Here is a 25,857-nt window from a genome sequence, read left to right as displayed (position 1 = left end):
GGAAGGTATTGCTCATGACCTTACCATGATCTTTGTAGAAGGCACAGGAGACAGCCCCTTTTTATTGGGAGAAGAACAAAAAAAACAGGCAATAAATATCAAAGACTTTTTCATTGCAAAATGTACCGTCACGCAAGCCCTATGGAAATATTTGATGGGCACAGAAGCAAACCGCTTCCGTTTTAAAGGAGATGACAAACCTGCAGAACATGTATCCTGGGATGACATTACAAAGATTGGCGGCTTTTTAGATAAAATAAACACAAGCACCATTGCAAGTGATATTAACAACCAGTATACCGGAAATGCAAGACTGAGCTTTCGCCTGCCATCAGAGGCTGAATGGGAATATGCTGCCGGCGGCGGAAAATATTGGAAAGATAACTTTATCTATAGTGGCAGTAATAATATAGATGAAGTGGCCTGGTACAAGGACAATAGTGGCAATGAAACACATCCTGTGGGCCAAAAAGCGCCTAATCAATTAGGGATTCATGATATGTGTGGCAATATATGGGAATGGTGTCAGGATCATTTTACCACGGACACCAATTCTATTCCTAAAGACGGAAGTCCTTTTTCCGGAAACAGTACCGACCGGATATTAAGAGGTGGCTGTCATCACAATTGGGCTGTACACTGCAGGACAGATAAACGTTACGCAATTATACGGGATGCCGCCGATGAGTGTATCGGCTTCCGTTTAGTAATGCATAGGTCCTGAAAAATAGCTATCATGAACATGCAACCACTACCATTACAGGCCAGCCTGGACCAGTACCAGCAACAGGCCGATGACCTGTACGAAGCCTGTATAGCCAGGGATAAAAAAGCCCTGCGGTTTATAAAGGATAACTATTTCTGGCGGCTGACAGACGAGGAGTTCCGCAACAAGGTCATTACTAAAACTGATGCAGTAGCCGCTATTACCAACCTGTATGCATTCAATAGCTGGCAAGACCTGGCCGACTGGGTAGCTGCCATTACACAACCCGGTTCCCTGGCAGCCCGGTTCGAAGCTGCTGTGGAGGCCATCGTAGCCGGCGATATCCCTGCCCTGCAAACACTATTGCAGGATGATCCTTCCCTCATCAGCGCGCGTTCCATGCGTTCGCATCATTCCATGCTCCTGCATTATACCGGCACCAATGGCGTGGAAAATTACCGCCAGCGGTATCCTTCCAATGCGGTAGAAGTATTGCAATTCCTACTGGCGGCCGGCGCCGATGTAAATGCCACGGCCGGTATGTACGGCGGAGGCTCCACCACCCTGGGACTGATGGCTACCAGTTTTCATCCGGCCAAAGCGGGCATTATGACCACCATGCTGCAAATACTGTTGGATGCAGGCGCCTATATTGATGATCCCGGAGCATCGGGCCATGGGCATTGTACCATTAATGGTTGCCTGGCCAATGGCCGCCCGGAAGCCGCCGATTATCTCATGCGCAAAGGCGCGCGCCTCGACCTCGAAGCAGCAATTGGTGTGGGCAGATTGGATGTGGTGCAACAATACTTCCGGGAAGATGGCACGCTCCTGCCCACCGCCACGCAAACACAACTGGAGCGCGGCCTTATGTGGGCGGGTGAGTATGGACATACCGCCGTGATTGAGTTCCTGGCCAATCAGGGCCTCGACCTCAATACCAATGTGGATGGTATGTACAGCCTGCACTGGGCGCTTATCGGCGGACATCCCGATACGATACAACTACTCCTTGCACGAGGTGCTTCCACGGAAGTCAGGAACATGTATGGCGGCAATGCCATTGGTTGCGCCGTATGGGCCGTAGGCAACAGTGATGGCGTATACCGCTGGCCGCAAAAAGAAGTGGATTATATGGTCATCATAGAAACCTTACTCAAAGCCGGCGCCTCCATTGAACGCGGCATGCTGGGCTGGCTGGCGCAGGAAAGCGATTTACCCTCGCCAACCATTGAACGCCTCGATGCTTTATTCCGTCAATACGGCGCCACCTCCTAACTAAATAAACTTTTATGTCAACTGTCAACAATGGACATAAGGATCTCCACAAGCCCGCCATCACCTCCCCCGTAAGCCGTCACCTCGTAGTGCGTGATATAGACAATAGTGTGGCTTTTTACCGTGACGTACTGGGATTTGACAAAGCGCCGGAAACTTCCAAAAGCAGTGTCCCCTCCCTGGCCGAAGTGGTCTATGGCCCTGCCCGCATCCAATTCTATACAGAAGAAGGTTTAGTAGTAGACAGTTCAGGCCCGCTCCCCCCGCGCGGATCGGCCATGGTCTTCTTTGAAGTGGAAGATGTGCAAGGGATGCATGCCGCTATTGCTGCCCGCGGCGGTAATCCCTCCCGGCCCGAAAAAGTAAACTGGATCAAGATAGAACTGTTTGAAGTGCGTGACCCCGATGGCCATGCGCTTTGGTTTGGGAAATCCTACCATGAATTCTATGCCCACCTGCATACGGAGGCCGGTGCCGGGCAACTCCGTAAGATCATGCCCTCCATGCCGCTCAACGATGTGCCTGCCGGTATTGCCTGGTACCGTGATGTATTGGGGTTCAGCATTAACTATGCACAACATGACCTGGGCGTTATGGACCGCGACAGTGTCCGGTTACTGTTAGTGTTGCGCACACCACAACATACAGGCATTGCCAGTTGCTACACGTATATCCGGGATGCAGATGCCTTGTATGCAGAGCTATTGACCAAAGGAGCAGCTATTCCTGCCCCACCGGTAAGTCAGCCCTGGGGATTGCGGGAATTCCATGTAACAGACCCGGAAGGCAATATTCTGACTTTTGGGCAGACGTTTGAATGAATTAACTTACGGTATCATGCCAACTACGTCCATACAAATCAGCCCGGCCGGCAAAAGCGATCACACAGTACTTATTGATATATGGGAGGCCTCAGTAAGAGCTACCCATCATTTTTTGCAGGATGCAGATATCGTCTACTTCAGGCAGCGCATACTGGAAGAATATTTTGACCTGGTGGACCTGTATTTATTGAAGAATGAAGCAAAGGTAGTTACAGGCTTCCTAGGACTATCGCCCGGCAAAATTGAAATGTTGTTCATTCACCCAGACCATTTCAGAAAAGGCTATGGCAGCCTGCTCACCGATTTTGCCATTACCAATCACCAGGTGGCCCAGGTAGATGTTAACGAAGACAATCCACAGGCATTGCACTTTTACCTGCAAAAAGGATTCCGGGTGGTTAACCGCTTAGAGAAGGACGCAGAAGGGAAAGACTTCCCAATCCTGCAAATGGAGTTGAAGAAAGACAATTGACTATAGGTATATCAGAAGAAAAATACATACCAGGGGCTGGTCCGCTAAAAACCAGTTGACCGCTCTCATTGATTACCCATACCTGCACAGGCTTTTCATACCCCGCATTAGTTGTAGCGCATCCTGCTCCTGACTCTGAACTCAAGACTCCCGGCTCCAGACTCCTGACTGTTCTTCCTCCTTCAGTCATTGCTGCAAATTCGGCGGCAGTTCCCATACCGGGGGAGCATTGGTTGGATAGGCCAATCCAGCCCCAGCGGGGCTGTCGCTTTGTAGCCCTGGTTTTGTGCATAGGCTACGGCGCCTTTAGAGCTTGTCCCGCAACAGCGGGATGCCGCCCGAAATGGGCACCTGCCTGTAGGATAATGGGTTCAGACAGTCTTTCTTACGCCTATCTCCGAACAGTTGTTTTTACTCTTCAAACAAAGAGCAGTTACAACCTTCCGCCTATATTAAATTCTCCAATGGAAGTTGTTTTTACCCTTCAAGCAAAGAGCAGTTACAACCGTTTGGTGATGGAACGTACCGAAGGTATGGTTGTTTTTACCCTTCAAACAAAGAGCAGTTACAACAAATTGATAGTCGTATGTAAAACCATTGATGTTGTTTTTACCCTTCAAACAAAGAGCAGTTACAACAAGAGGCATTTAAATAGCGTAATCATACATGTTGTTTTTACCCTTCAAACAAAGAGCAGTTACAACTTAACGGATATACAAAAGGAAGTCTTCTCAGTTGTTTTTACCCTTCAAACAAAGAGCAGTTACAACAAAATATTATAGATTATATCATACTGTTCCGTTGTTTTTACCCTTCAAACAAAGAGCAGTTACAACAGCATTTGCAGAACTGCTTTTAAATAAATTGGTTATATCGCATTTTACGATATAAAAATGCACCTCTTATGTGAAACATATAGAGTACAGAGTTAGGTTTTCAATGCAATAACATAATTGCCAAATATTCTGCCTACCATTTTGCGCCTGTAAAAATTTGCTATTGTGCTTATGGCAAAAAGTGACAAAAAGAGTATGACAATAAATAGAATAGTATTAAAAGAGTAAAAGAAAATAAGACTTAAACTTAGGACAGGTATCATCAGCAAACAAAGTGTTACCATATTTCTTAAAAAGAAATACATAGATTGGAACATTTTGGCCGTATCAATTTTGCCGTGGTATTCAAGATACCAATATGCCTTGTCAAATATTTCTTCTGCCGTATCATTTTTATGTTCTTCGTTCTCCTTTAATTTCCTGTAATTTATTTTTATAGTTTCCTTGTCCTTTGCAACGATGCAATTAACACTCGGGTACACAAGCCACTTATACCATTTATATTTCAGCCACAAAAAACTAATACTGTGCACCAGCAATCCTGTTGCCAGTGCAATAATACTTATCATTAAACCATCCAGCAGGTCGGTAGAAGGCTTCAAAAAACCGTATCCGGCAGGCATTACCTGGTACATTATATATATGACTGTTATACCCGGCAGAAAAAAGGAAAGAAATTCGTAAAGCGACAATTTATCCATGTTGCAAAACAGGTTTTATAACTTCAGAAAAATATTTTTCTTTTGCTTCCCCGGCTTTTATTTTTTTGTCTTTTGTTTCTTTACCGGCCCTATCAAAATATTCATTATGAAGCTGGTTAAGAAAGATATCCGTAACCTGCTGCTGCATAAAACCAAGGTCATTGTATTGCTGAATACGCGATGAAACTTCTTTCTTAATAAAAAGTTTCTCAAAGTCAATGACGGCTACCTGGTAGTTTTTCAATCTTCCATCTTTCCCATAGGGAAGATTGAAATGCAGTGCACGGTCTCTTATTTCCTTGTCATTCTTCAAATACTCGTTATACAAGCACGTAATATCTCTTATATCAAGTCTGTTACTATTGGCCAACATAAGAGATTGTTTCCATATATAATATTCTTCAAGCGACATAATGCATTTAATAAAACCGGATGCAGCTTTTATAAGGTGGCTGTTAACGGTATTTACATGAGCGATCGTAATTGAGTTATTGCTTTTTGCATAAAATTCCCAAACAGGTTTTATTGCTTTTTCTCCTTTAACCTCCTTTAAATATAGAGGCAGTTCTTTAATAAAGTCGGAGCTTTGCTTACCTGCATTTAACTGTCTGTATTTATCAATATCCTTAAACGGAACAATAATGTTATATTGGCTTGTAGCTCCCTTGTTTACCGTAAATACAATATCCTGCTGCAAAATATCAAGTACATTATTCTTTATATGAGTAGCTACTCTATCGTCTTCCTTAAAATAATACATTGCCATTTCATACAAAAGACAGTCTTCCAGTTTACTTTGGTTTAACTCGCTAAAAAGCTTTTTTATTTTTTTGTCAGTTTGTTTGTTATAAGTCCTGTCAAAATAATAACTGCTGATTAAATGGCTTGTATTTTCCAGGCTTTTGAATAAAAGAGCGCCATCACCATTTGTACCAATTTCCCTCTTTTGTTTCAAATAATTTACAAAATGCGAAACATTGACATGAATTACGCCCTCAGACAATAAGCTTGTATAATTATCAAACTGGTATTTTGCTGGCGTTGCGCTGGTTGCATGATTACTAAGCCAGGATTCATATTTTTTCTTTGTGTTTATATATAATTCATTTAACGAACGGCTTTGATTAAACAAACTGGCAAACTCCGCATTGTCTAAAAAGTTTTTCTGTTCAAACAAACCACGCAAAAATGATTTATACTTTGGCGCTTCATCAAAAGCATACATCCACCTGCAAAAGTTATTAAACCCTTCCCTGGTTATATGATGGCTTTTATGATGCCCTTTTTCATGTTCCTTATTTTTTTGCGTATCCTGTTCCTGTTGCTTTGAGAAGGCTTTGCTGCTCATATATACTTCCCGGAAGTACATTATATTCCAGGCTTTTCTTATAAAGTTCAGTTTAAAGTTTTTGCCTTTGTTTTTCTTTTCAAATTCTTTAAGATAGTCTGTCTTCCTTGCCTTTTGCCATAATTCTGCATAACGTTGTTCGCTTGTTTCTGCATTTACAAGAATGGCTTTAAAAGCAGAAATATTTTCGCTGTTATCTATAGCGGGCGCATATTGATTAAGCAAGCGTCTGGGAAGTATTTTTTTGAACCCGGTCTTTTGTTCGGTGGTAATTGTATCCTGTTCTTGCAGAACACTTACAGCATCTGAAAAATCTTTATGGCGGGCTTGCAAATAATAGGTTAGTAAAGTACTGCCTCTTTCTTCGATTGGATCCTTTTTCAAAGCATGTTCCAGTAAATAAATTACCAATCCCCTTTGCAGGCAAATGATCCTGTTATTACCGGGTAATTTTATATACACTGCATTATTTTCAATAACAAACGGCATATCCCAATCAGGGTATTTTGAAAGATGATTAGGGAAAGTATCGAAATGTATAAGCTTGCCGCCATGAAATTTCAGTTTATCGAAATTGATTGTACCATATTGTTCTTTCAGATATTGCTCCTGCTCTTCCACGGTGTAAAACTGATACATTTTAAACCGGGCATATCCTCCAAAATAATTATGCTCTGCAAGAAATCTTATCGCCAATTCCATAAATCGGTCCTGGTTCCTGCCATAAGTTTGGTACAAGGTGTTATGCTTTATTTTTAGTTTTAGCTCCTCTGTGCGCCGATTGTACATTTCTCCTCCGGCATCTACAATTCTATCAATTTTTGCATTTACTTTTCTAATATTGCTTTGTATTTTTTCTTTTTTTGAATCCTGACTTGTTTTTAATAACTTATCTTTCAATTTTTCCAGCTCATTATCATAGTTTTTCACTTCGTCATGCACAAAAATCTCATATTCGTATAGTATAATTTCTTCGTCTGTCAATCCGCAATTGCGAATGTTTCCTTCTCCCCAAAGCATTTCGTTAGCATATAAGTAAAATTTTCCCTCATTCTTAAAATCAGGGTATAACCTTTCTAATTCAAGTTTTCGAATTTGCCTTTTTAATTCTTCGCATACGGCATTATTTTCATTTTCAAGTTCTTTATTCCATGCAAGCGGATACCTTGAAAGATATTGTATAATATCCCTGAATTTTACCAGGTGGTTTTCATTACTGTCAATATCCTGTCCTTTGAATTTTTTGGCAAAAAGCCTGAATACCTCCAGTTTACTCTCATCCTGCACATTTCCATTTTTCTTGAACCCTTTTAGTTTTGGTATTAACAAATTGGCTTCATTCTTATACAGGAACATGGTCAGCATAAACAAGCAGGCTTCATAACTCAGGTACTTCCCCGCAGGTATTGTAATAAGCGTATGCCTGTGATTTCCAGATCTACCTTCGCCATCTTTATTCAATATCCAGGGTAAGTCTTTTTTCAAATCCTTAAACAATATCCATTCAATCAGGGCGGCCTTGGTTTTAAACTGGTCAATAAAATCCTTGTGCTTTTGCTGTTCCTGCTTTAACTTATTATAGGGGTTCGTATAAATAGTCTGGTAAAATATATTTCGAACAAAATCTATGAGCGCAGATTCATCTGATGGAGAAATAACATCTTCCAATATCTTGTTTTTCTCTTCGTCTGTAAGAATAATATTTTTGTTCTCCGCATTCTGCACTTTAAGTTTGTAGCATGATTGTATAAGCGCCAATTCAAAACTTTCTTTTAGGAAATCAACAACGCGTTTATCAATATTGCTGACTTTTATTTTTTCAAAATCATGCAGGCAATGTGCATTAAGATTTCTAAGGTCATCGATTAACTGCAATAAATAATCTGTCGTATTTTCTGTGAAATTAAACTTGTTGCTCTGTAAAGCAGGAAATGCTGTTGGCAATTCCATTTGAGCATCTTCATCCAGTTGGCACTTGAAAATAGCTTTGGTATTTATTTGCCTGAATGCATGGCCAATAGCAAAATAATGTAGCCTGTTTTGCTTGTTCACCTTGTGCCCGCCTTTTGTTTGGTAATTAATTTTTGCTTTTTCTGCAATGGAGCCCATATATCCTTTGTTACTGAAAATAGCATGAAAGCTTTGGCAAATAAGTTGATGATGAACTTCGGACATAGTATAGAGGGGCATAAAATGTTTTAGGAGTAAATTTAATAATAATTATTTTTTGAACAAGACAACTAAAGGGACAGCTTCGCCCCATCAGTCACAACCTTGTAATCAATCAAACCCTCTTAAATTCTACAAAAACAAATGTTATAACGGAATCGTTCATTGATCCGAAAGCACAAAAAATTATTGAAACATCCGAAGGTGTTTATACCTGTTTTATGGGCAAAACTTACAGGAACGATTCGGGGAACCTCCCAACCCTGCCGGAAAATAGTTTCTTCAAGATGAATGAAATCACCCCCTAAGCATGTCCAACCGGCAAAACATTCGAAGCATCTTCAGCAGGAGGTTCACTACGCACCTTTACAATAGCCATCCCTTTATGTTGCGGTAAATCATAAATATATCCTTTCCGGCTGGCAGCTACATGCATAAACAAAACCCAGGGAGCATCTGTTGCGGGCATGGGTAATTGAAAATGCAGCGGCGTCAATTCCTGCTTGAACAGGATCACTGGCGTACGGGCTGTTGCTTTGCAAACAGTGTCTGCATTGAAATCAGGATACACCGCTGTAACACCCAACTGGTAGCCATCCAGGTAAAGTTTTCGGTCCCACTTAGGATGTTGAAGCAGGGTTACTGTAACATCCAGTGTATTGGCTGCACTAATAGTATCAATTTCAAACTGCCTATGCAGCAAACTGTCCAGTTTGTGTGTTTTGCTACACTCCAGCTTAAGCAGTCCTTTAAAACTAAAGCGCTTATCTTCTTTCAGTTGCTTCCGGAAAACAGACAACAGGTCGGTCCAAAAGCCGCCATCTTTGTGCTCATCACGCACGGCATCAAAAATTAGTTTGGCAGGCCTGTTACTGTTCTGCAGCCGTTCACCGCTTTGAACCAATCCATCGTTAATAGTAACAGGCTTATAAGTACCCCGCGCGGCCCGGGCATGTTCTCCATATCGTTTGCTGTTGACAATAGTAACCCCCATAAGGGTTCCCTGGATCTTAATAAGGGAGGGTCTTAATTTGGCCATAAGGCTTGGATTTTGTAAATTGTTATAGAGTATGGTTTATATGATTAAATATACATATAATATATTAGTCCCATCCGATTGCGGTGAAAAAAGACCATCCCTTCCCGCATCATTATAACAACCTCTCAACGGCCTTCCGGCGACGTTTCAGCGACCTTACAGCGACCTTATAGCGATATGCATCCGTACTTCCTTCGAAGTGAAGCCTCTATACAGCCGTGGATCCTCCCACGCTTGCATAAGCAACCTCAACTCTTTTAGTTTTTTATTGACATTCAATGTTTTATAATTTACCTTGCCTGCATGCCCACCGCCGAGGTTCATGTCCCTACGAACCTGGGCGGAATAAAAGTAGCAAAGCCCGGAAAAGAGAAAGTAAGTTTTCCGGGACGGATAATCAATTGAACACCATGATAATAGATTATGAGCCCATTAAAAAAGGCAGCCCTTACAGACTGCCTTTCAATAATTTATGCATCCACTGTTTAGTGATTGGTGTGCGGTTCGCCTGCAGGGGGTGCACCAGGGCCGGGCGCAGCAGGAGCAGCGGGGGCATCTGTTACATCCACGATTTCCACATCAAACATCAGGCTTGCATGGGGTTTGCCGCCGGGGCCGGGCCTGTCGCCATAAGCCTCAAAGAAAGGAATGTATAAAGTTCCTTTACCGCCCTTCTTAAAGAAAGCCAGTCCTTCATCCCATCCCCTGATCACAGAGCCAGTACCCAGTACCAGTCCATCGTACGTATTGCTTTCAAACTCTTTACCGGTAGGGAACAGTTTACCAACGTACTTAACAGAAAGCTTTTTACCGGAATCAGCCTGAACGCCGTTACCCGGGTCCTTGATCTGTACATACGTACCGTTGGCTGTTTTTTGGTAGCTGATCTTATTCTTAGCCAGGTAGTCTTCAATTTCCTTTACGGCAAGGGGTCTCAGTTTAATGCCTTCTTCAGCCAGCTTTTGTTGTTCTGCCTGCTGACGGGTCTGCTCTTTCATACCTTCCGCTGTCTGGTCTTTCTGGGCCAGGCTGTCAGCAGTGAACACATCCAGTATTTTAAAGGTGATATAGATCTTATCCTTCTTGTGGATATAGGGAGGTAAACCACCGGGGTTCTTTTTAAACAGGGTATCGGCCAGCATTACCACTACAGCGCTATCGCCTTTGCGCAGGAGGGGGAATATTTCTGCAGGGTGGTACATGGGTCCGATGCTGTCAACCGGCGCATATTGGGGCATTTTGCCATAAGTTTCTCCCAGCAAAGTGTCTTTGCTACCACTTTTTATGCGCTGTGAAACGTGAAACTTCATGACCTGCCCTCTTTGTACGGTTTTTCCTTTGCCGTCAGATATTACTTTGTATAACAGGCCGCTGCGTGTTTTCTTAAAGCCACCGCCTGAACATGCTGCCATTAATAGCATGACTGCCAGGCTACCAAGAAGAATCGTTGTTCTTTTCATTTGAGTTAATTGTTTTTTATAGGTCACCTGCCACTTCACCAGCGGCAATTATATAGTGTTCATTAATCCTGTAATTGTAATGCGCTTTTTTTCATGGCTTCGAGGAAGTCCTGCACAGTTTGGTCCAGGGAAGCGCTGCTGCGTCCGCCGGATGCATTATAGTGCCCTCCCCCCTCAAAATAATTACGCGCGAAAGTATTCACATCAAAATCGCCCTTGCTGCGGAAACTCCATTTGCGTTCCTCATCCCGGTCAATGACCAGGGCCGCCAGTTTGATGCCCTGGATGCTGAGCGGGTAATTGACCAGTCCGTCAGAATCGCCGGTCTTGACTTCATAACGCAGCAGGTCTTTCTTGGAGATCGCGATCAGGGCCGTATTGTACTCATAATATATTTCCATGCGGTGCAGGAGTACATGACCGATAAACCGTAAACGGTTTTCCAGGAAGTTATCATAAATGTTTTCGTGTACCTGGGTATGGTTCAGCCCACGCCCTTTCAGGTCCGATACCATGGCATGCACGTGGGCGCTGGCCGCCGGGAAACGGAAAGAACCTGTATCGGCCATTACACCGGCATAGAGGCATTCTGCGATGTCTGTATTGATCTTATCGCCATGGCCGGAGCCGGTAATAAAATCGTACACCATTTCACAGGTAGAGCTTTTGGCCGTATCGCTGATGCCATAGGCAAAGCTGGCTACCTCAGGCTGCTGGTGATGATCAATCAAAATACGGGTACAAGACAAGGACCTTATTTTGGGGGCCATGTTCTTGGTACGCTGTAATACATTGAAATCCAGGCAAAAGAGCCATTCTGCCTGGTCCAGGATACCTTCTGCCTTCTCCCGGTACAGTTCAAAATCCACTACGGTATCACAGCCCGGCATCCAGTTGAGCCACCTGGCCCAGTTGGTGGGTGAGATCACCGTTACCCGGTGTCCGAACTGTTGCAGGAAATGGTAGAGTCCCAGGGCTGATCCCATGGCATCGGCGTCGGGCTTTTGATGCATGGTAATCACCACGGTACGCGGCGTATGAAGTAAAGGATATAATTCCTGGATAGGTTGCATAAAATGGTGGCAAAGTTGCGGAAATAAAGTCCAACGGCCAACTGTTTCGGGTTTAAAGTTTTGAGTTTTGAGTTTCGGGTTTGGGGTTTCGGGTTGCTGCCGCATTTTTTAGCTTCAGGTATACTGGTTACTGATTGGTAAAGCAAAAGAACCCGGAACCCCAAACACCAAACCCGAAACGTTTCTCTATATTTGCGGCCAAAATTGAGTAAAACTATATGAGTAACCGCACGTTTACGATGATTAAGCCCGATGCAATGAAAAATGGTCATGCCGGAGCTATCCTGGACAAGATCACGAAAGAAGGTTTCCGCATCGTAGCCTTAAAGCAAACTAAGCTGAGTGCTGAAAAAGCCGGCGAATTCTATGCCGTACACAAGGAGCGCCCTTTTTATGGCGAACTGGTCACTTTTATGAGCAGTGGCGTTATCATTGCCGCTATCCTTGAAAAGGAAAATGCGGTGGCTGCTTTCCGCAAACTGATCGGTGCTACCAATCCTGCCCAGGCAGATGAAGGTACCATCCGTAAATTATATGCTACTTCTGTAGGTGAAAACGCTGTTCACGGTAGTGACAGTGATGAGAATGCCGCTATTGAAGGCAGCTTCTTTTTCAGCGGACTGGAGCAGTTTTAAGAAGTAAATGGTAAATAGCTAGTGGCAAGTGGGCTTTTGCGGGTATATCCCTGGCCACTTACCGCTAGCTATTTTGTTTTTTATTATGCTTAATTGTTTGCTGATAACTTCCTCCACTCGCTACTCGCCATTCACCACTTGCCTTTTTATCAGTTCTTCAACGGCGTCAACTTATACCCTTTCTTCTTCAGCAGATTGATCACACCCTGCTCACCGGTCAGGTGACCGGCCCCCACAGCAAATAAGGCAGAACGGGGTCCCATGATATCGGGCATGGCAGTTACCCAGCGGCGGTTACGGCCATATAGCAACAGATCCATATATTTTTCCAGGCCCGGATCGCTTTTGCTTACCAGGGAATCCATGCGTTTCAGGTCCTGCTTGCGGTATACATCCACCATTTCGAGGGTTACCTTCTTATAGCTGTCAATACTGTCAATATAGGATACCAGGTCTTTGGCCTGTTTGTCGTAGGGAATGCTATCAAACAGTCCGGCCTGGAACTCCGGTGTTTCCAGCCCTTTGATCTCCTTCTCATACTGCTGGCTTTCCTTCATGATCTGCTGTTCCATGCCATTTTTCTGTCCGTCCTCGCAGGTCATTACCTGCTCTCCGATGAGGCTGGAAACGAAATAAGGCTTAAAACGGCTCATAAAAGAGAGGGGCATGGGTGTTTTATGGGTTTTGAAATAGTTCTCCACACGCGCATACTCTTCCGGGGTCAGCAGGTCCGACAGCTTTTTTCCATCATTCATGCGCAGGTATTTCAGGGCGCTCATCATTTCTGCCAGGTCGTCCATGTCCAGCTCAAAATAGATCACCTGCACATCTTTGATCGCTTTTTTAAGGTTAGGGCTCAGCGTGGCATCCTTATCGCACAAAATATGCATGGTGCCAAACAGGTAGGAAGGCTGCTGCAATCCATTGCCTGAAATTTCCCACAACAGGGTATTCTGCCCCGTTGGCTTAACAGGGCTCTTAGCCTTTGCAGCAGCGGGTTTGGCGCCCATTGTTTTAACCGGCGCAGGCTTTTTCGTCTGGGAATACCCTAAACCGGCCATTGCTACCCAGCAGATCACCATAACAGATGTTTTCACGAACATGATCAAGTGCTATTTTTAATATTTATTAAGATTTTTTTTCGTTAATTGCTGTCGAATAAACCCCTTAGTATGCAACCCTTCCAAAACCAAAGGTATTTCGTACCTTATTCATGCTGCCTGTCCATTCCCAACCAACCACCTCCATTGGCAAAACTAACCAGCCATATTCATATATGCCAATATTTAAATAATTATTCCTGTTAAAGGTTCCTGAATAATAGCGGGACAATTCCTGCGTTATATGCCAGACTATAGATCCGGCAGAGCCTCCCAGGTTCAAAAAACTAAACCCCAAATATGAGAAAAACGCTTGCCCTGATTGCCGTAATAGGGCTTTCCTTGCCGGTTTTTGCCCAACGGGACAAAGACATTCCTGCATTTGGTACTGTTGAGAAGGCAGATCTCCAGTTAAAAGAATGCGATTTTGACAAAGATGCCGAAGCCATGGTGCTGTTCGATGCCGCAGAAGCCTATTGTGACAATATGGGATCCATCGAATTGGTACGCCATATACGGATCAAGATCTTCAAGGATAAGGGGCTAAAAACCGCCGATATACACATTCCATATCATAGTTACCGCAACGATGAAAACATCAAGGGCCTTACTGCCCAGACGTATAACCTGGATGCAGCCGGCAATATCATTACCACGAAGGTGGAGAAAAAGCTGATCTACGAAAAGCCGATTGATAAAAGGTTTTCTGAACAGGTATTTACTTTCCCCGAAGCAAAGGCAGGCAGTATCATTGAATACAAATATACTCATACCAATATTGGCCTCACCAATTGGTATTTCCAGAAATCAATCCCGGTGAAGTACAGCCGGTACCGGGCAGACTTTCCCGAAGAAGTGGAATTTGTTTCCACGCCTATGTGCGTGCTGCCGGTACAACAGAAATCTGAGAACAAGAGCCGGCGGAACATCAAGGTCCTCACCATGTCGAACATCCCGGCCTTGCGGGACGAACCCTATATCACCTGTGAGGACGATTACCTGCAGCGGATCGAAACAAGACTGATCGCCGTTAATCCTCCCGGCGCACCCCGGCGCAGCTTTGTGCGTACCTGGCCACAGATCATCCGGGGATTGATGGAAGATGAAGACTTTGGCATACAACTGAAAAGGGAAATACCCCGCACTGTCGACCTGGACGAAGCCCTTAAAAAGCAGACAGATCCTTACCAGAAAATGGTCACTATCCACAACTACGTGCGGAAGAACATGGAGTGGAACGGGTATGGCAATATCTGGGCGCTGAATGGAGTAAAGAGCGCCTGGAAGGATAAGAAGGGTACCAATGGCGAGATCAACCTCATCCTGGTGAACCTGCTCAAAGATGCCGGCCTGAAAGCATCGCCCCTGCTGGTAAGCACCAGGAGCAACGGGCGGGTAAATACAGGCGTAGCCCACTGGCAGCAGTTCAACAAAGTGCTGGCCTATGTAACGATTGGCGAGAACAATTATATCCTGGATGCCACGGAAAAATACACCCCTTCCCACCTGATCCCCTATGAAGTCATGTATTCAGAAGGGCTGGTGATCGAAAAAATAGATACCTGGGAATGGGGATGGCGTGTATTGTGGGATGAAAAACCACACTTCAAAAAAACGGTGGTGGTAAGGGCCGATGTGGATGAGCAGGGACTTATGAAAGGCGAGACCAGCGTTACAGCCTACGATTATTCCCGCGTTACCTGTATGCCCATACTGAAAAAAGGGAAAGATAAGTTCATAGAAGAATACTTCACTTCCACCGGCTCCGGTATCAAAATAGATTCCCTGCGCATTGAGAATGAAGATATTGACAGCCTGCCCCTGATACAGAACGCATCGTTCAGCCAGCCGGTGAACAGCTCAGGCGATTATAAATACTTTTCCGTTAACTTGTTTACCGGCCTGGAAAAAAATCCTTTTGTGGCAGACAACCGGTTTTCCGATGTTTTCTTTGGCACCAACCAGAATTACCAGGTAGTAGCCAATATCACGATACCGGAGACCTATGAGTTTGAGGCCCTGCCCAAAAGTATACGGATGATCATGCCGGATACCAGCATTTCCATTACCCGCCGGATCAATGCGGAAAAGAACACGCTGGCGGTGCGTATTTCGCTGGAATTTAAAAAACCTTTTTATACAGCAGAAGAATACCCGGATTTTAAGGAATTTTATAAGCAGTTATTCGCCTTGCTGAATGAGCAATACGCGATCCGTAAAAAAGCTAAATCCTGACGTACATGAATGCAACACGCGGTATGATGAACCGGCTATGTCGACATGCAGCATTGATGATCCTGCCGTTATTAGGTTGTATAACAGTATGGGCACAACCGGAATTTGAAACCTGGGCGCAGTTGACGAATGAAGAGCGGGCCATGAAGGTATGCGCCTTCGACAAGGAAGCCGATGCCATTGTACTGATTGACGAAGCCGTATCGGATTATGATGATGACCGTCACCTGATCACCTATCGTCATATCCGTATCAAAATACTGAAAGAGAAAGGGCTTGAATATGCCAATGTGGCTATCCCCTATTATGTACGGAATGATTTTGAATCGATTGACGATATTGAAGCACTGGCCTTCAACTTTGATGCATCCGGCAATCATACCATCCAGCACCTGGAGAGGAAGGCTATTTTTACGGAGTCCAGCAATGAACTGGTTCACCGGAAGAAATTCACTTTTCCTGGCGTTAAACCAGGCAGCATCATAGAATACAAATACCGCAGTACGATGAAGCACTACGGTGGCCTGGATGACTGGCAATTCCAGCAGGAACTGCCGGTAGTGCTAAGCAAGTATACCTTGACCGTTCCACCCAATACGGAGTTTGCCTACATGGTATATAAAAGCGATCAACTGGAAATGAAAGTAGACAAAAAGCCCAGTGAAGGCAAAACGATCTTTGAAATGCGCGACATTGCCGGTCTGCGTGATGAACCCTATATGGATGCCCGGAAAGATTACCTGCAACGGGTAACTTTCCAATTAGCGGCCTTCAACAACAGTGGATTTGGCCGGCAAAAGTATATGACCTCCTGGGATGAGGTAACGCGTGAGCTGAATACAGCTTCTTATTTCGGTGCCCAGATCGGCAAAAACATCAGCGGCACGGAAGAGTTTACCACGCAAATGAAAGCCTTGCCTTCTCCCGTGGAAAAAATGAAGCGGGTATATAATTATACACGTAATTATATGAACTGGAACGGCTATAATGGTTACAGCACTATGGAAGGCGTGAAAACAGCCTGGAGCAAGAAAACCGGCAATATCACTGATGTGAACCTCATTTTACTGAACCTGCTCACGGAAAGCGGGCTGGAAGCTTATCCCATGCTGGTGAGTGAACGACGCCATGGAAAGGTGTTGACCCAATATCCTTTTGTAGACCAGTTCAATGCCACCTATGTGGTAGTGATAATCGGAGATAAAAAATACTTCCTGGATGCTACCGACCAGTTTGGGCAACCGGAAATGGTCCCCTTCCCTATCCTGAATACCACTGCCTTTATTGTACACCGGAAGAAAGGCGGCATTATCAATATCACCGATGAAACGCTTCAATACCGGGAGAACCTGACCGTATCCCTGAAGATCGGCGCCGGGAATGTGATAACCGGCGATGTATATGTTAACAGCACGCATTATGCCCGCACCGACCGGTTACGTTCCTGGAAACGCGGCCGTGAACGGTACCTGAGTGGCTTTCACAAACCGGGCTCTTCTGTTACCGTTGACAGTATTGATGTAAAAAATGTGGAGCAGGATTCCCTGCCCCTGGCCCAGCACCTGCAGTTTAAGGGACCGGCCACTGTGACCGGCGACTATATTTTTGTACCGGTGAACCTGTTCTCCGGTTATGAGTCTAACCCCTTTATTGCCACCAACCGCTTCAGCGATGTCAATTTCGGTTTCCGGCAGCATGTCAACTTCAGCACCTATATTGATATACCGGAAGGATATGCACCGGATGAGTTGCCTAAATCACTCCAGTTGGTGAATGCCGATAAAACGGTGATCTTTATACGGGAGATCTTTCATGATGCCAATACCAATAAAATACTGGCCCGTATACGGATCGAATTTAAAAAGAGCCTGTATAGTGTGGATGAATATGGCGAGCTGAAAGAGTTTTATAAAAAGATGTTCGATCTGTTGAACGAACAGATCGTATTCAAGAAAAAGTAAGGTTATGAAAAAGATACTGTTGTTGACTGCCCCTGTATTATGGTCGCTTCTTTTGCAGGCACAGGTACCCTCCCTGGATGTAACAGCCATACCTGAGCCGGTTAAAAAGAATGCCAATATCGTGAAGCGTTATGAGAATACTTTTTTTGAGATCACGGATATCGACAGGGGCTATTTAAAAAAGCACGAAATATACACCATCCTGAATGCAGACGGTGAATACAAATTATTTTTCTCAGAGCAATATGATAATAAGTTCTTCTTCCTGGAAAGTGTAGAGATCAAAGTATATGATGCGGCGGGCAAGCAGATCAACAAGTATAAGAAGAAAGACCTGATGACCTATGGCGGCAGCGATGACCTTATCAATGACGACAAGAGGGCCTATATAAAGATTCCCGCACCTTCCTATCCAATTACCATCGAGACCGAAGTGGAGAAGAAATATAAAGGCTCCCTCTTCATGCCTGCATACAGCATCATTGTACCGGATGAAGGCGTACAGCAATCCTCCTTTACCGTTAAGGTACCCAAGAGCCTGGACCTCCGCTATAAAGAGCAGGAGATCAAATTGCCTCCTAAAGTAACGGAAGACGATAAGTACAAGATCTATGTATGGTCGGTCAACAATTTGCCGGCTATTCAAACAGAGCCGGGCGCTGTGAGCCCCACGGACCGGTATCCCCTCATCCTTCTGGCAGCCAACCGGTTCAAGATGGATGATTACGAAGGCGACATGAGCACCTGGAAGAACCTCGGCTTATGGTACAACGAGCTACACAAAGGCGTCGATGTACTTCCCGAAGACCGCAAGGCATTCCTTAAAAGCCTGGTAAAAGATGCAAAAGATGACCGTGAAAAAGCACGCATCATTTATGACTACCTGCAAAAGAATTTTCGGTACGTCAGCATACAGTTGGGTATTGGCGGATGGAAATCATTGCCCGCTACTTTTACCGACCAGAAGAAATATGGTGATTGCAAGGGCTTGACCAACTACATGCATGCAGCGCTTAAAGCTGTAGGGGTCAGGAGCCACCGGGCGCTCATCAATTCGCAATACGACATGGCGCCTGTGGATCCGAATTTCCCTATGGCCAGGTTCAACCACGTGATCCTGTGTGTGCCTCAGCCTAAGGACACTATCTGGCTGGAATGTACCAACAAGGTAATCGATTTTGGTATGCTGGGCTCCAGTACAGAGAACAGGAATGCGCTGTTGATCACCGAAGAGGGGGGCGTATTGGTACCTACGCCGAAAAGTGTTGCTACTGCCAATAAATTTGATGTACTGACTACGATCGTTATTCAGCCTGATGGCTCCGGTAAAGTAGTGAGTAAGTTCAACACTACCGGCTATTTCAAGATGCTGATCGACTATGTGGTCAATGAAAAAAAGGATGATCAAAAGGATTTTATCGTCAACTATATGGGCTACAAGCAGCCTGATGAATTCATTTTCGCCAGGAAGGAAGACCCGGTCAACATGCTCGCTGAACTCGAAATGGTGATAGAAAAAGTACCTGAGTTTATCGCGGGCAATAAGATGTTCCTCAGCCCGCGCCAATACAAACTGAGTGAAACGAAGTTGCCGAAAGCCGATAAGCGGAAACTGGATTATTATTTCAAGAATCCATACGTAAAAACAGATACGACCATGATCAAGCTGCCCGATGGCTTTGCGATCGAGGCTTTACCGCAGAGCAAAGAGATCAAATGTGGCCTTGCCAGCTATCAAACAAAATTCTGGTATGATGAAGGTCAGAAGACTATATTTTCTGCCACCTCACTTATGCTGAACCAGTTGCAAATACCAGCTGCGGAATATGCTGCTGTCAAGAAATTCTTCGACGATGTAGCGCTGGATGATGCACAACGGATTGTGATCAAGAAGCAGTGAGTTATTCCACCACTGCTTCCTCCCCATAGATCTGCCCTTTGAACTTCAGGGATGGAGAAGGAATGAAATCGCCCAGTCCCAGGGCGGACCATTTCTTGTCTACTGATTCAATCGTTTCATCGGCAGCCACAATGATATTGGGCCAGTCGCGCTGGAAGTCATCAAAAGCCTTTGTTTTAATGGTGCCGTCAAATCCCATGCAGGCCCATTTCTTACCAGGATCTTGTTGGGAAGGTTGTTCTGTTGGTATGCTGTCGCGCCGTGGGTCCAGGTTATTGCAGAAGCGCCACAAAGCTACCGGCAGGTCATTGGCATCTACCGTATGCTCTACATAAAGAACCATCTTTATACCTTCCAGGGCGGGTAACTGGCATAACTGCTGATGCAGTTCGCGGATATGCCCCTTACGGTTCTTTTGAACGGAAATGAGAATGCAGGGAATATCGTAGGCCAACAGGCTGCTGTTAAGGCTGTGTATCTCCGGGAATGTTGAAGTAACCAGCTTATCATCCAACCCGGAACCCGAAACACGGAACACAAAACTCTCATCCGTTTCTTCTTCCAGTTTGGCAGTACCGTCAATACACATCTTACCACCAAAGCCCAGTTTGCTGCAGCTATGGTCCAGCACATCCATCGGCCCCTGCGAGAAATAAATATCAGTAGCCGGATTCAAGTTCTTAAATACGTATTGCGCCAGTGTTTTATAATCTGTGATGGGCACTTTCCCATCTGCCAGCACCAGTATTTTATTGAACATCATTTGTCCGGCGCCCCACATCGCATTCATCACCTTCTGGCCCTGACCGGGATATTCCTTGTTGATCTTCGTGATCACCAGGTTGTGGAATACGCCTTCCACGGGCATATCCATATCCACAATCTCCGGCACCATCGTCATCTTGATAGGCGCCAGGAAAATGCGTTCGGTAGCCTTGCCCAGCCAGGCATCCTCTTGCGGGGGAATGCCTACAATGGTAGCAGGATATACCGGGTTTTTGCGGTGTGTAATAGCGGTGATATGGAACTTAGGATACCAGTCGGGCAGTGAATAATAACCGGTATGATCGCCAAAAGGCCCTTCCCAGATCAGTTCGTCATTTGGGTCTACATATCCTTCAATCACAAAGTCGGCATCGGCTGGCACTTCAATGGAAGGCTGCGTAATACACTTTACCAGCTCTACCTTTCGCTTGCGCAGGAAGCCTGCCAGCATATATTCATCCACATTCTCCGGCAAAGGAGCGGTAGCTGAATACGCATACACCGGATCGCCGCCGAGGGCTACCGCTACCGGCATTTTGATGCCGAGCTTCTTATATTCACTGAAATGTTTGGCGCTCACTTTATGGCGGTGCCAGTGCATACCGGTGAGTTGCGGACCAAATACCTGCATGCGGTACATACCTACATTGCGGATTTTGGTATGAGGGTCTTTGGTATGAATGATCGGTAAAGTAACAAAGGGGCCGCCATCTTTGGGCCAGCAGGTGATCACAGGCAGCTTATTAATATCAGCCGCTTCACCCTGCCAGATCACTTCCTGGCAGGCTCCTCGTCCGCTCTTTACCTTGGGCATCCAGGAAGCAAACTCACCCAGTTTGGGCAGGAGTTTCAGTTTGTCCAGTATACTTTCTTTGGGCGATGACAGGAGTTTGAAGAGGTCTTCAATATTGCGGGCCACATCATCGAGGTGTTGTACCCCCAGGGCCAGGCACATGCGACGCTCACTGCCATAGGCATTCATCAGCACCGGGAAATCATACCCGGTATTCTCAAACAGCAGGGCTTTGCCACCGCCGGATGTCTTACTGATGCGGTCAGTGATCTCAGCGATCTCCAATTTGGGATCTACATACGTTTTAATACGTACCAGTTCGCCCGCCTGTTCCAACGTCTCAATAAAATGCTGCTGATGCCTGTATGCCATGCGCTTGTATTTGCGGGTGCAAAGGTACGGGAGAAATGGAAGCGGCGCTCATAAGAGCGCCGCGGTTTGTATCAGAGATATCACTTTTTCTAATATACATTTTTGGGACAGCCGATACTGCCCTTGCCTCCACCCCAGCCGCCATTACCACCGCCTAAACCAATGGTTAGTGTGAGGCCCTGGAAGTAATACCAGTCTTTGTATTTGGAGCCGCCGCGGATGGTGCCTTCAGCAGGATATACGGGATCGCCATCTTTCAGCTCTCCACCACGATACGACATTTCCACGGCTTTCAATCCTATATTGTCCTGACCGGCGAGCACAAAAGGATCTGCATAAGTAGTACTCACATCATCGAGGTGATCGGTAAATAGCTTACGCAGACCGATCTCATAACCCAATATCACATTGTTGGTGATCCGGAATTTAATACCTCCACCAAAAGGAATGGCAAACTGGGTGAGCTTGTATTCTTTCCTGCCGGCTACCAGTCCCTGCCCTTCTGTATGCAGGGGCTTCAGGAACACTTTATTGCCCGACGAATCGAAGGCATATGGATTGAAATGATACAAGGCCACACCACCAAACAAGTAGGGAGATATCTTTTTATCTTCCATATTGAACAGCGTGTACTCCAATAACAGGTTCCCTTCCAGAATGCGGCTTTGAAAGCTGAGGTTACGGGCACGCAGAACGGCCTGGTCACTCTGGTTGTCAGCCGCCTCAACAGTTCCATAGTTGATGCCTGTCCGGATAGCAAAGTGCGGTGTAAGGTCATATTTCAGACCGGCGCCAATAGCAAGATTGGATTGATTAAAAGTAAAGGTCCTGCCTTGCAGGTCACCCTGGTAATTAGCGACTCCACCAAAGAAAGTGAGGTGAAAACGATTGGATTCCTGGGCAACACTGAATACAGGTAACAATAAGCACAACAGGGCGTAGTTTCGCATACGTAAGATTGATTTTTGGGTTTCAAGCAGCAACTCGCTTTGGGACTGTTTTTCAAGCAGGATTAGGATCTACGAATGCGATCAACATAAAGTAAAGGGTAAGAGGCAGGTATTGGATGATAGGGAGAACGCAAGTTTCGAGCCAATTATTAATACCAGAAACACTATTTACCCGGCATGAACAGATGTGGATAAATCACCTGCATTCCCTATCCGGTTCAAAGGGAGATACGAATAGCGGGGAAAAAGGGTTGGGTAACAGCCGGTTCGTGGGACACGAACCGGGGCGGTATCATGAATTAACAGACTTAATATTCATCAGGAACTGGAACAAATTAGTATCGGTAGATATTTGTAGTTTTTTGCGCAGGCGGTAGCGGCTGATCTCCACACCCCGGACAGAAATATTCATTAATTGTGCTATTTCTTTGGTTGACAGGTTCATGCGCAGGTAGGCGCACAATTTGATCTCATTGGCTGTAAGCATCGGATAATGTTCCTTCAACGCCACCAGGAAATCACTGTGCACCCGGTCGAAATGAAAGGCAAACTGCTCCCAGCCCTGGTCCATTTTATCTTCTTCATTGAGAATGCGTAGCAACTTTTTCAGTTCTTCTCCATCATCACCATTGGCAGGCATTTTTTTCAGACGCATCAGCTCTTCTTTGATCCTGGTGAGCAACTCCCCTTTTTGCACCAGGTGCATGGCCGACGAAGCCAGCTCTTTATTTTTATGGTCTATTTCCGACTCCAGCTTTTCATTGCGCAGCTTTACAATTTCCTTGTCCTGCTTCTCCCTTTCCAACTGGTGCAGGTATTGCAACCGCTTCCGTTCCTCTTCATGCCGCTGCTGCTGACGAATGAATTTCTTTTGCTGCCGCTTATACAGACTATAGCCCAGCGCACATAGCAATAAAATATATAACGTCATGGCCCACCAGCTTTGGTACCAGGGCGGCAATACCCGGAACGTATACCTGCTCACCGGCGATTCATTGCCCAGGTTATTACGGGCCTTCACTTCAAAGGTATAAGAGCCTGGTGGCAGGTTGGTATAATCCTTTTCCGTTTTCTTTGACCATTCGGACCAGCCATTATCAAATCCCCTGAGCTGATAACTGTAGGCGATATTGGCCTGCTGGCCATATAAGGAAGATGAATATTCAAAATGAAGGGAATTCCATTTCCAGGCAATAGCGGGAATGGCCGCCCTCTCCTGCCCCCTGGTATCATTCACTTCACCAAAGTAACCGCCAAAGATCAGCCGGTCTGTTTGCCCCGTAGTAGAAGTAACCGTATTGATATGCGCCTGCAGCAAGTATTTATTCTTACGGTATTGCTCATAGTTAATATGATAAAAACCGTTCTCGGCCCCCAAAAAAATATTACGGCTATTGATGGTATAGATATGCTCAAAGCCGCTCACCATTTTCCCGTTCAGCTCCGGCAGGTAAACGAGCTGGGGCGTTCCGGCAGAAAAATCAACTACGCCCAGTTGCTTCTCATGAATGAACCAGATATTGCCATCCGTATCTTCTTTCAGATAACGGATGCTGGTATTGCCAAGCATATTACTGAACCAGGGCGAACTTTCAAACCTGCCGGTTTTGTCATTGTAGGTATACACGCCTTTTTCCGTAGCCACCACTACCTGGTTCCTGACGGTGTAAACGTGGTTATTCATAAAGGAAGGCAGCCCCTCCTTATCGGCATATAGTTTCACCTGAGCAGGCCGCACACTCATATCAATCCGGTACACACCGCGATAAGGATGCGAAGCCCAGGCAATATTGTTGTTATCGAAAGTGATAAAGCGGGCCGGTTCATCCAGGCCTTCAATGGTCCTGCCGGCATAAAACGCCTCATTCCTGTATTCCAGCAATTCCAGTCCGTGGTAGGTACCCGCCAATACCTGTGCAGAAGGAAGTACTTTATTGACCGGCAGGTAAGTCCAGTAACCCCAGCCCGGTTTGGCATTGACAGGAATGGCGCCCTTAGGAGTAATGAGGTAGGAACCATCGTGATGCCCCAGTAATACATGCCCGTTGATCTCCGATAAGCCCCATACCTGTCCTTTTGTATTGGGCACCGGGGCAAACCGGCCCTTTACAAAACTGAGATCATCCATATCCGTAAGAGGCACTGTATACACGCCATTGGTAGTACCGAGGTAGAGCTGGTTATTATGAATAAGGGCTGCATAGCCGGAACCTTCATTCAGGTTCTCCGGGTAAATATGTTTGATGGCATTGTCATAGGCAATAAAGTCTATCCCATTGTCCAGTCCCAGCCAAAGGTTATTGTTCCGGTCACGGAAGATGCTGGTGATATTGTTATTCTGCAGTCCCTCTTTACGGGAAAAGCTTTGTATCAGTTCGCCCTTCCGGTTAAAAATATAGCAGCCGCCGAGGCTGGTAGCCAGGGCAAACCAATTGTGTTCCAGGGCCAGTCCACCATACACGGTCTCTTTGGCCACTATGTCCAAAGCAGGCGAATGAAAGGGCGTAACACGGCCGCCGGATAAGGTAAACAGTCCGTCTTTCAAAGTAGCCAGCAGGGAGCTGTCATTGCCCATGGGTATCAGGGTACTGGTGTACAATCCGGCCGGCAGGTTTTCCTGCCTGATCAAAGGCTGCCAGGTACCCTGGCTGAATTTCAGCAGCCCGTGACTCATGTCCTGTGCAACCAACTGTTTATCATGCACTCCCATAAAGGCCCATTCTGATACAGCCGGGTACACAATGATGGTTTGATTGGTGAGTTGCAGGATCTTATGCACAGAACGGAAGAAAATATCATTGCCCCAGGGAATGATATCCCAGACATCGGCAAAGGAGCGCTCCTTATCAGGTATCAGGTGTTTGAGGGAAGTGAAGACGAGGCGGCCGGTAGAATCAGGGGAAAAATAGCCGATCTCATCCTGCCCGCCTGCATAGATCCGCTTGTCTTTCCCGATGGCGATGGAGCGGACAATGGTTTTATTGGGCAAGGGGTAGATACGCCAGTGAGTGCCATCAAAACTGAGCACACCTTCATTATTAGCAAAATACATAATACCGTTTGCATCCTGCTGAATGTCCCAGTTTTGGGTGCCACCACCATAAATATGTTTAGAATAGTTGATGATCTCCGGCAAACCGATGGTGTTTTGCCCGTAGCAGGTGAAGCCCGCTGTAATCAGTAACAGCAGCAATCGTTTTGATCTCTTCATAAGCAGGTTGGTCTATGTGAAAGTAACAT

General features: G+C 45.5%; 17 protein-coding genes and 1 CRISPR repeat array. Of the genes, 8 read left to right on the top strand and 9 right to left on the bottom strand.

Annotated features, from left to right (window positions below; genetic code table 11):
- Window positions 1–25: 25 nt before the first annotated feature.
- The 4 genes from HB364_RS25770 to HB364_RS25755 are packed head-to-tail and all read left to right on the top strand — an operon-like array spanning window position 26 to window position 3,280.
- On the top strand, window positions 26–724 hold the full coding sequence (locus tag HB364_RS25770; protein WP_167291304.1) for a formylglycine-generating enzyme family protein: 699 nt from the start codon (window positions 26–28) through the stop codon (window positions 722–724).
- 12 nt (window positions 725–736) lie between these two features.
- Window positions 737–1,984 (top strand): ankyrin repeat domain-containing protein, encoded by a 1,248-nt coding sequence (locus HB364_RS25765; protein ID WP_167291303.1) that lies wholly within the window; start codon window positions 737–739, stop codon window positions 1,982–1,984.
- A 14-nt stretch (window positions 1,985–1,998) separates the two neighbouring features.
- Entirely contained in the window at window positions 1,999–2,805 is an 807-nt protein-coding gene (locus HB364_RS25760; RefSeq protein WP_167291302.1) for a VOC family protein, read from the top strand.
- 16 nt (window positions 2,806–2,821) lie between these two features.
- Complete coding sequence (locus HB364_RS25755; protein WP_167291301.1) at window positions 2,822–3,280, top strand: GNAT family N-acetyltransferase; 459 nt, start codon at window positions 2,822–2,824, stop codon at window positions 3,278–3,280.
- Between the two features lie 404 nt (window positions 3,281–3,684).
- Window positions 3,685–4,116: a CRISPR direct-repeat array (repeat unit 36 nt; unit sequence GTTGTTTTTACCCTTCAAACAAAGAGCAGTTACAAC).
- 92 nt (window positions 4,117–4,208) lie between these two features.
- Here the strand turns inward: HB364_RS25755 and csx27 are convergent.
- From csx27 to HB364_RS25730, 5 genes are all read right to left on the bottom strand, one after another.
- On the bottom strand, window positions 4,209–4,817 hold the full coding sequence (gene csx27, locus HB364_RS25750) for a type VI-B CRISPR accessory protein Csx27 (protein WP_167291300.1): 609 nt from the start codon (window positions 4,815–4,817) through the stop codon (window positions 4,209–4,211).
- Window positions 4,810–8,274 (bottom strand): hypothetical protein, encoded by a 3,465-nt coding sequence (locus HB364_RS25745; protein ID WP_167291299.1) that lies wholly within the window; start codon window positions 8,272–8,274, stop codon window positions 4,810–4,812. The genes csx27 and HB364_RS25745 overlap by 8 nt, the downstream gene beginning before the upstream one ends.
- A gap of 364 nt (window positions 8,275–8,638) precedes the next feature.
- Window positions 8,639–9,373, bottom strand: a complete 735-nt coding sequence (locus tag HB364_RS25740; RefSeq protein WP_167291298.1) for a hypothetical protein — start codon at window positions 9,371–9,373, stop codon at window positions 8,639–8,641.
- A gap of 485 nt (window positions 9,374–9,858) precedes the next feature.
- On the bottom strand, window positions 9,859–10,833 hold the full coding sequence (locus HB364_RS25735) for an FKBP-type peptidyl-prolyl cis-trans isomerase (RefSeq protein WP_167291297.1): 975 nt from the start codon (window positions 10,831–10,833) through the stop codon (window positions 9,859–9,861).
- Window positions 10,834–10,895: 62 nt separating this feature from the next.
- Window positions 10,896–11,906 (bottom strand): DHH family phosphoesterase, encoded by a 1,011-nt coding sequence (locus HB364_RS25730; RefSeq protein ID WP_167291296.1) that lies wholly within the window; start codon window positions 11,904–11,906, stop codon window positions 10,896–10,898.
- Window positions 11,907–12,124: 218 nt separating this feature from the next.
- Here HB364_RS25730 and HB364_RS25725 point away from each other — a divergent pair, with 218 nt between their 5' ends.
- Window positions 12,125–12,541 (top strand): nucleoside-diphosphate kinase, encoded by a 417-nt coding sequence (locus HB364_RS25725; protein WP_167291295.1) that lies wholly within the window; start codon window positions 12,125–12,127, stop codon window positions 12,539–12,541.
- A gap of 149 nt (window positions 12,542–12,690) precedes the next feature.
- Here the strand turns inward: HB364_RS25725 and HB364_RS25720 are convergent, their stop codons facing one another.
- Window positions 12,691–13,644: a TraB/GumN family protein gene (locus HB364_RS25720; protein ID WP_167291294.1), complete on the bottom strand. Its 954-nt coding sequence runs from the start codon at window positions 13,642–13,644 to the stop codon at window positions 12,691–12,693.
- Between the two features lie 297 nt (window positions 13,645–13,941).
- Here HB364_RS25720 and HB364_RS25715 point away from each other — a divergent pair, with 297 nt between their 5' ends.
- From HB364_RS25715 to HB364_RS25705, 3 genes are read left to right on the top strand one after another with little or no spacing between them, the layout of a single operon-like run.
- Window positions 13,942–15,876, top strand: a complete 1,935-nt coding sequence (locus HB364_RS25715; RefSeq protein WP_167291293.1) for a DUF3857 domain-containing protein — start codon at window positions 13,942–13,944, stop codon at window positions 15,874–15,876.
- Window positions 15,877–15,881: 5 nt separating this feature from the next.
- The gene (locus HB364_RS25710) at window positions 15,882–17,837 is read left to right on the top strand and encodes a DUF3857 domain-containing protein (RefSeq protein WP_167291292.1); all 1,956 of its coding nucleotides are present in this window, start codon (window positions 15,882–15,884) and stop codon (window positions 17,835–17,837) included.
- A gap of 4 nt (window positions 17,838–17,841) precedes the next feature.
- On the top strand, window positions 17,842–19,737 hold the full coding sequence (locus tag HB364_RS25705) for a DUF3857 domain-containing transglutaminase family protein (RefSeq protein ID WP_167291291.1): 1,896 nt from the start codon (window positions 17,842–17,844) through the stop codon (window positions 19,735–19,737).
- A gap of 1 nt (window position 19,738) precedes the next feature.
- On the opposite strand, the gene HB364_RS25700 is transcribed toward HB364_RS25705, so the two are convergent.
- From HB364_RS25700 to HB364_RS25690, 3 genes are all read right to left on the bottom strand, one after another.
- Window positions 19,739–21,667, bottom strand: a complete 1,929-nt coding sequence (locus HB364_RS25700) for a menaquinone biosynthesis decarboxylase (protein WP_167291290.1) — start codon at window positions 21,665–21,667, stop codon at window positions 19,739–19,741.
- An 89-nt stretch (window positions 21,668–21,756) separates the two neighbouring features.
- On the bottom strand, window positions 21,757–22,617 hold the full coding sequence (locus HB364_RS25695) for a DUF6089 family protein (protein ID WP_167291289.1): 861 nt from the start codon (window positions 22,615–22,617) through the stop codon (window positions 21,757–21,759).
- 292 nt (window positions 22,618–22,909) lie between these two features.
- Window positions 22,910–25,828, bottom strand: coding sequence for a ligand-binding sensor domain-containing protein (locus tag HB364_RS25690; protein WP_167291288.1), 2,919 nt, complete (start codon window positions 25,826–25,828; stop codon window positions 22,910–22,912).
- Window positions 25,829–25,857 lie beyond the last annotated feature (29 nt).

The sequence above is a fragment of the Paraflavitalea devenefica genome (assembly GCF_011759375.1).
Taxonomy (GTDB): domain Bacteria; phylum Bacteroidota; class Bacteroidia; order Chitinophagales; family Chitinophagaceae; genus Paraflavitalea; species Paraflavitalea devenefica.
This window is presented reverse-complemented; position numbering and strand designations above follow the sequence as displayed.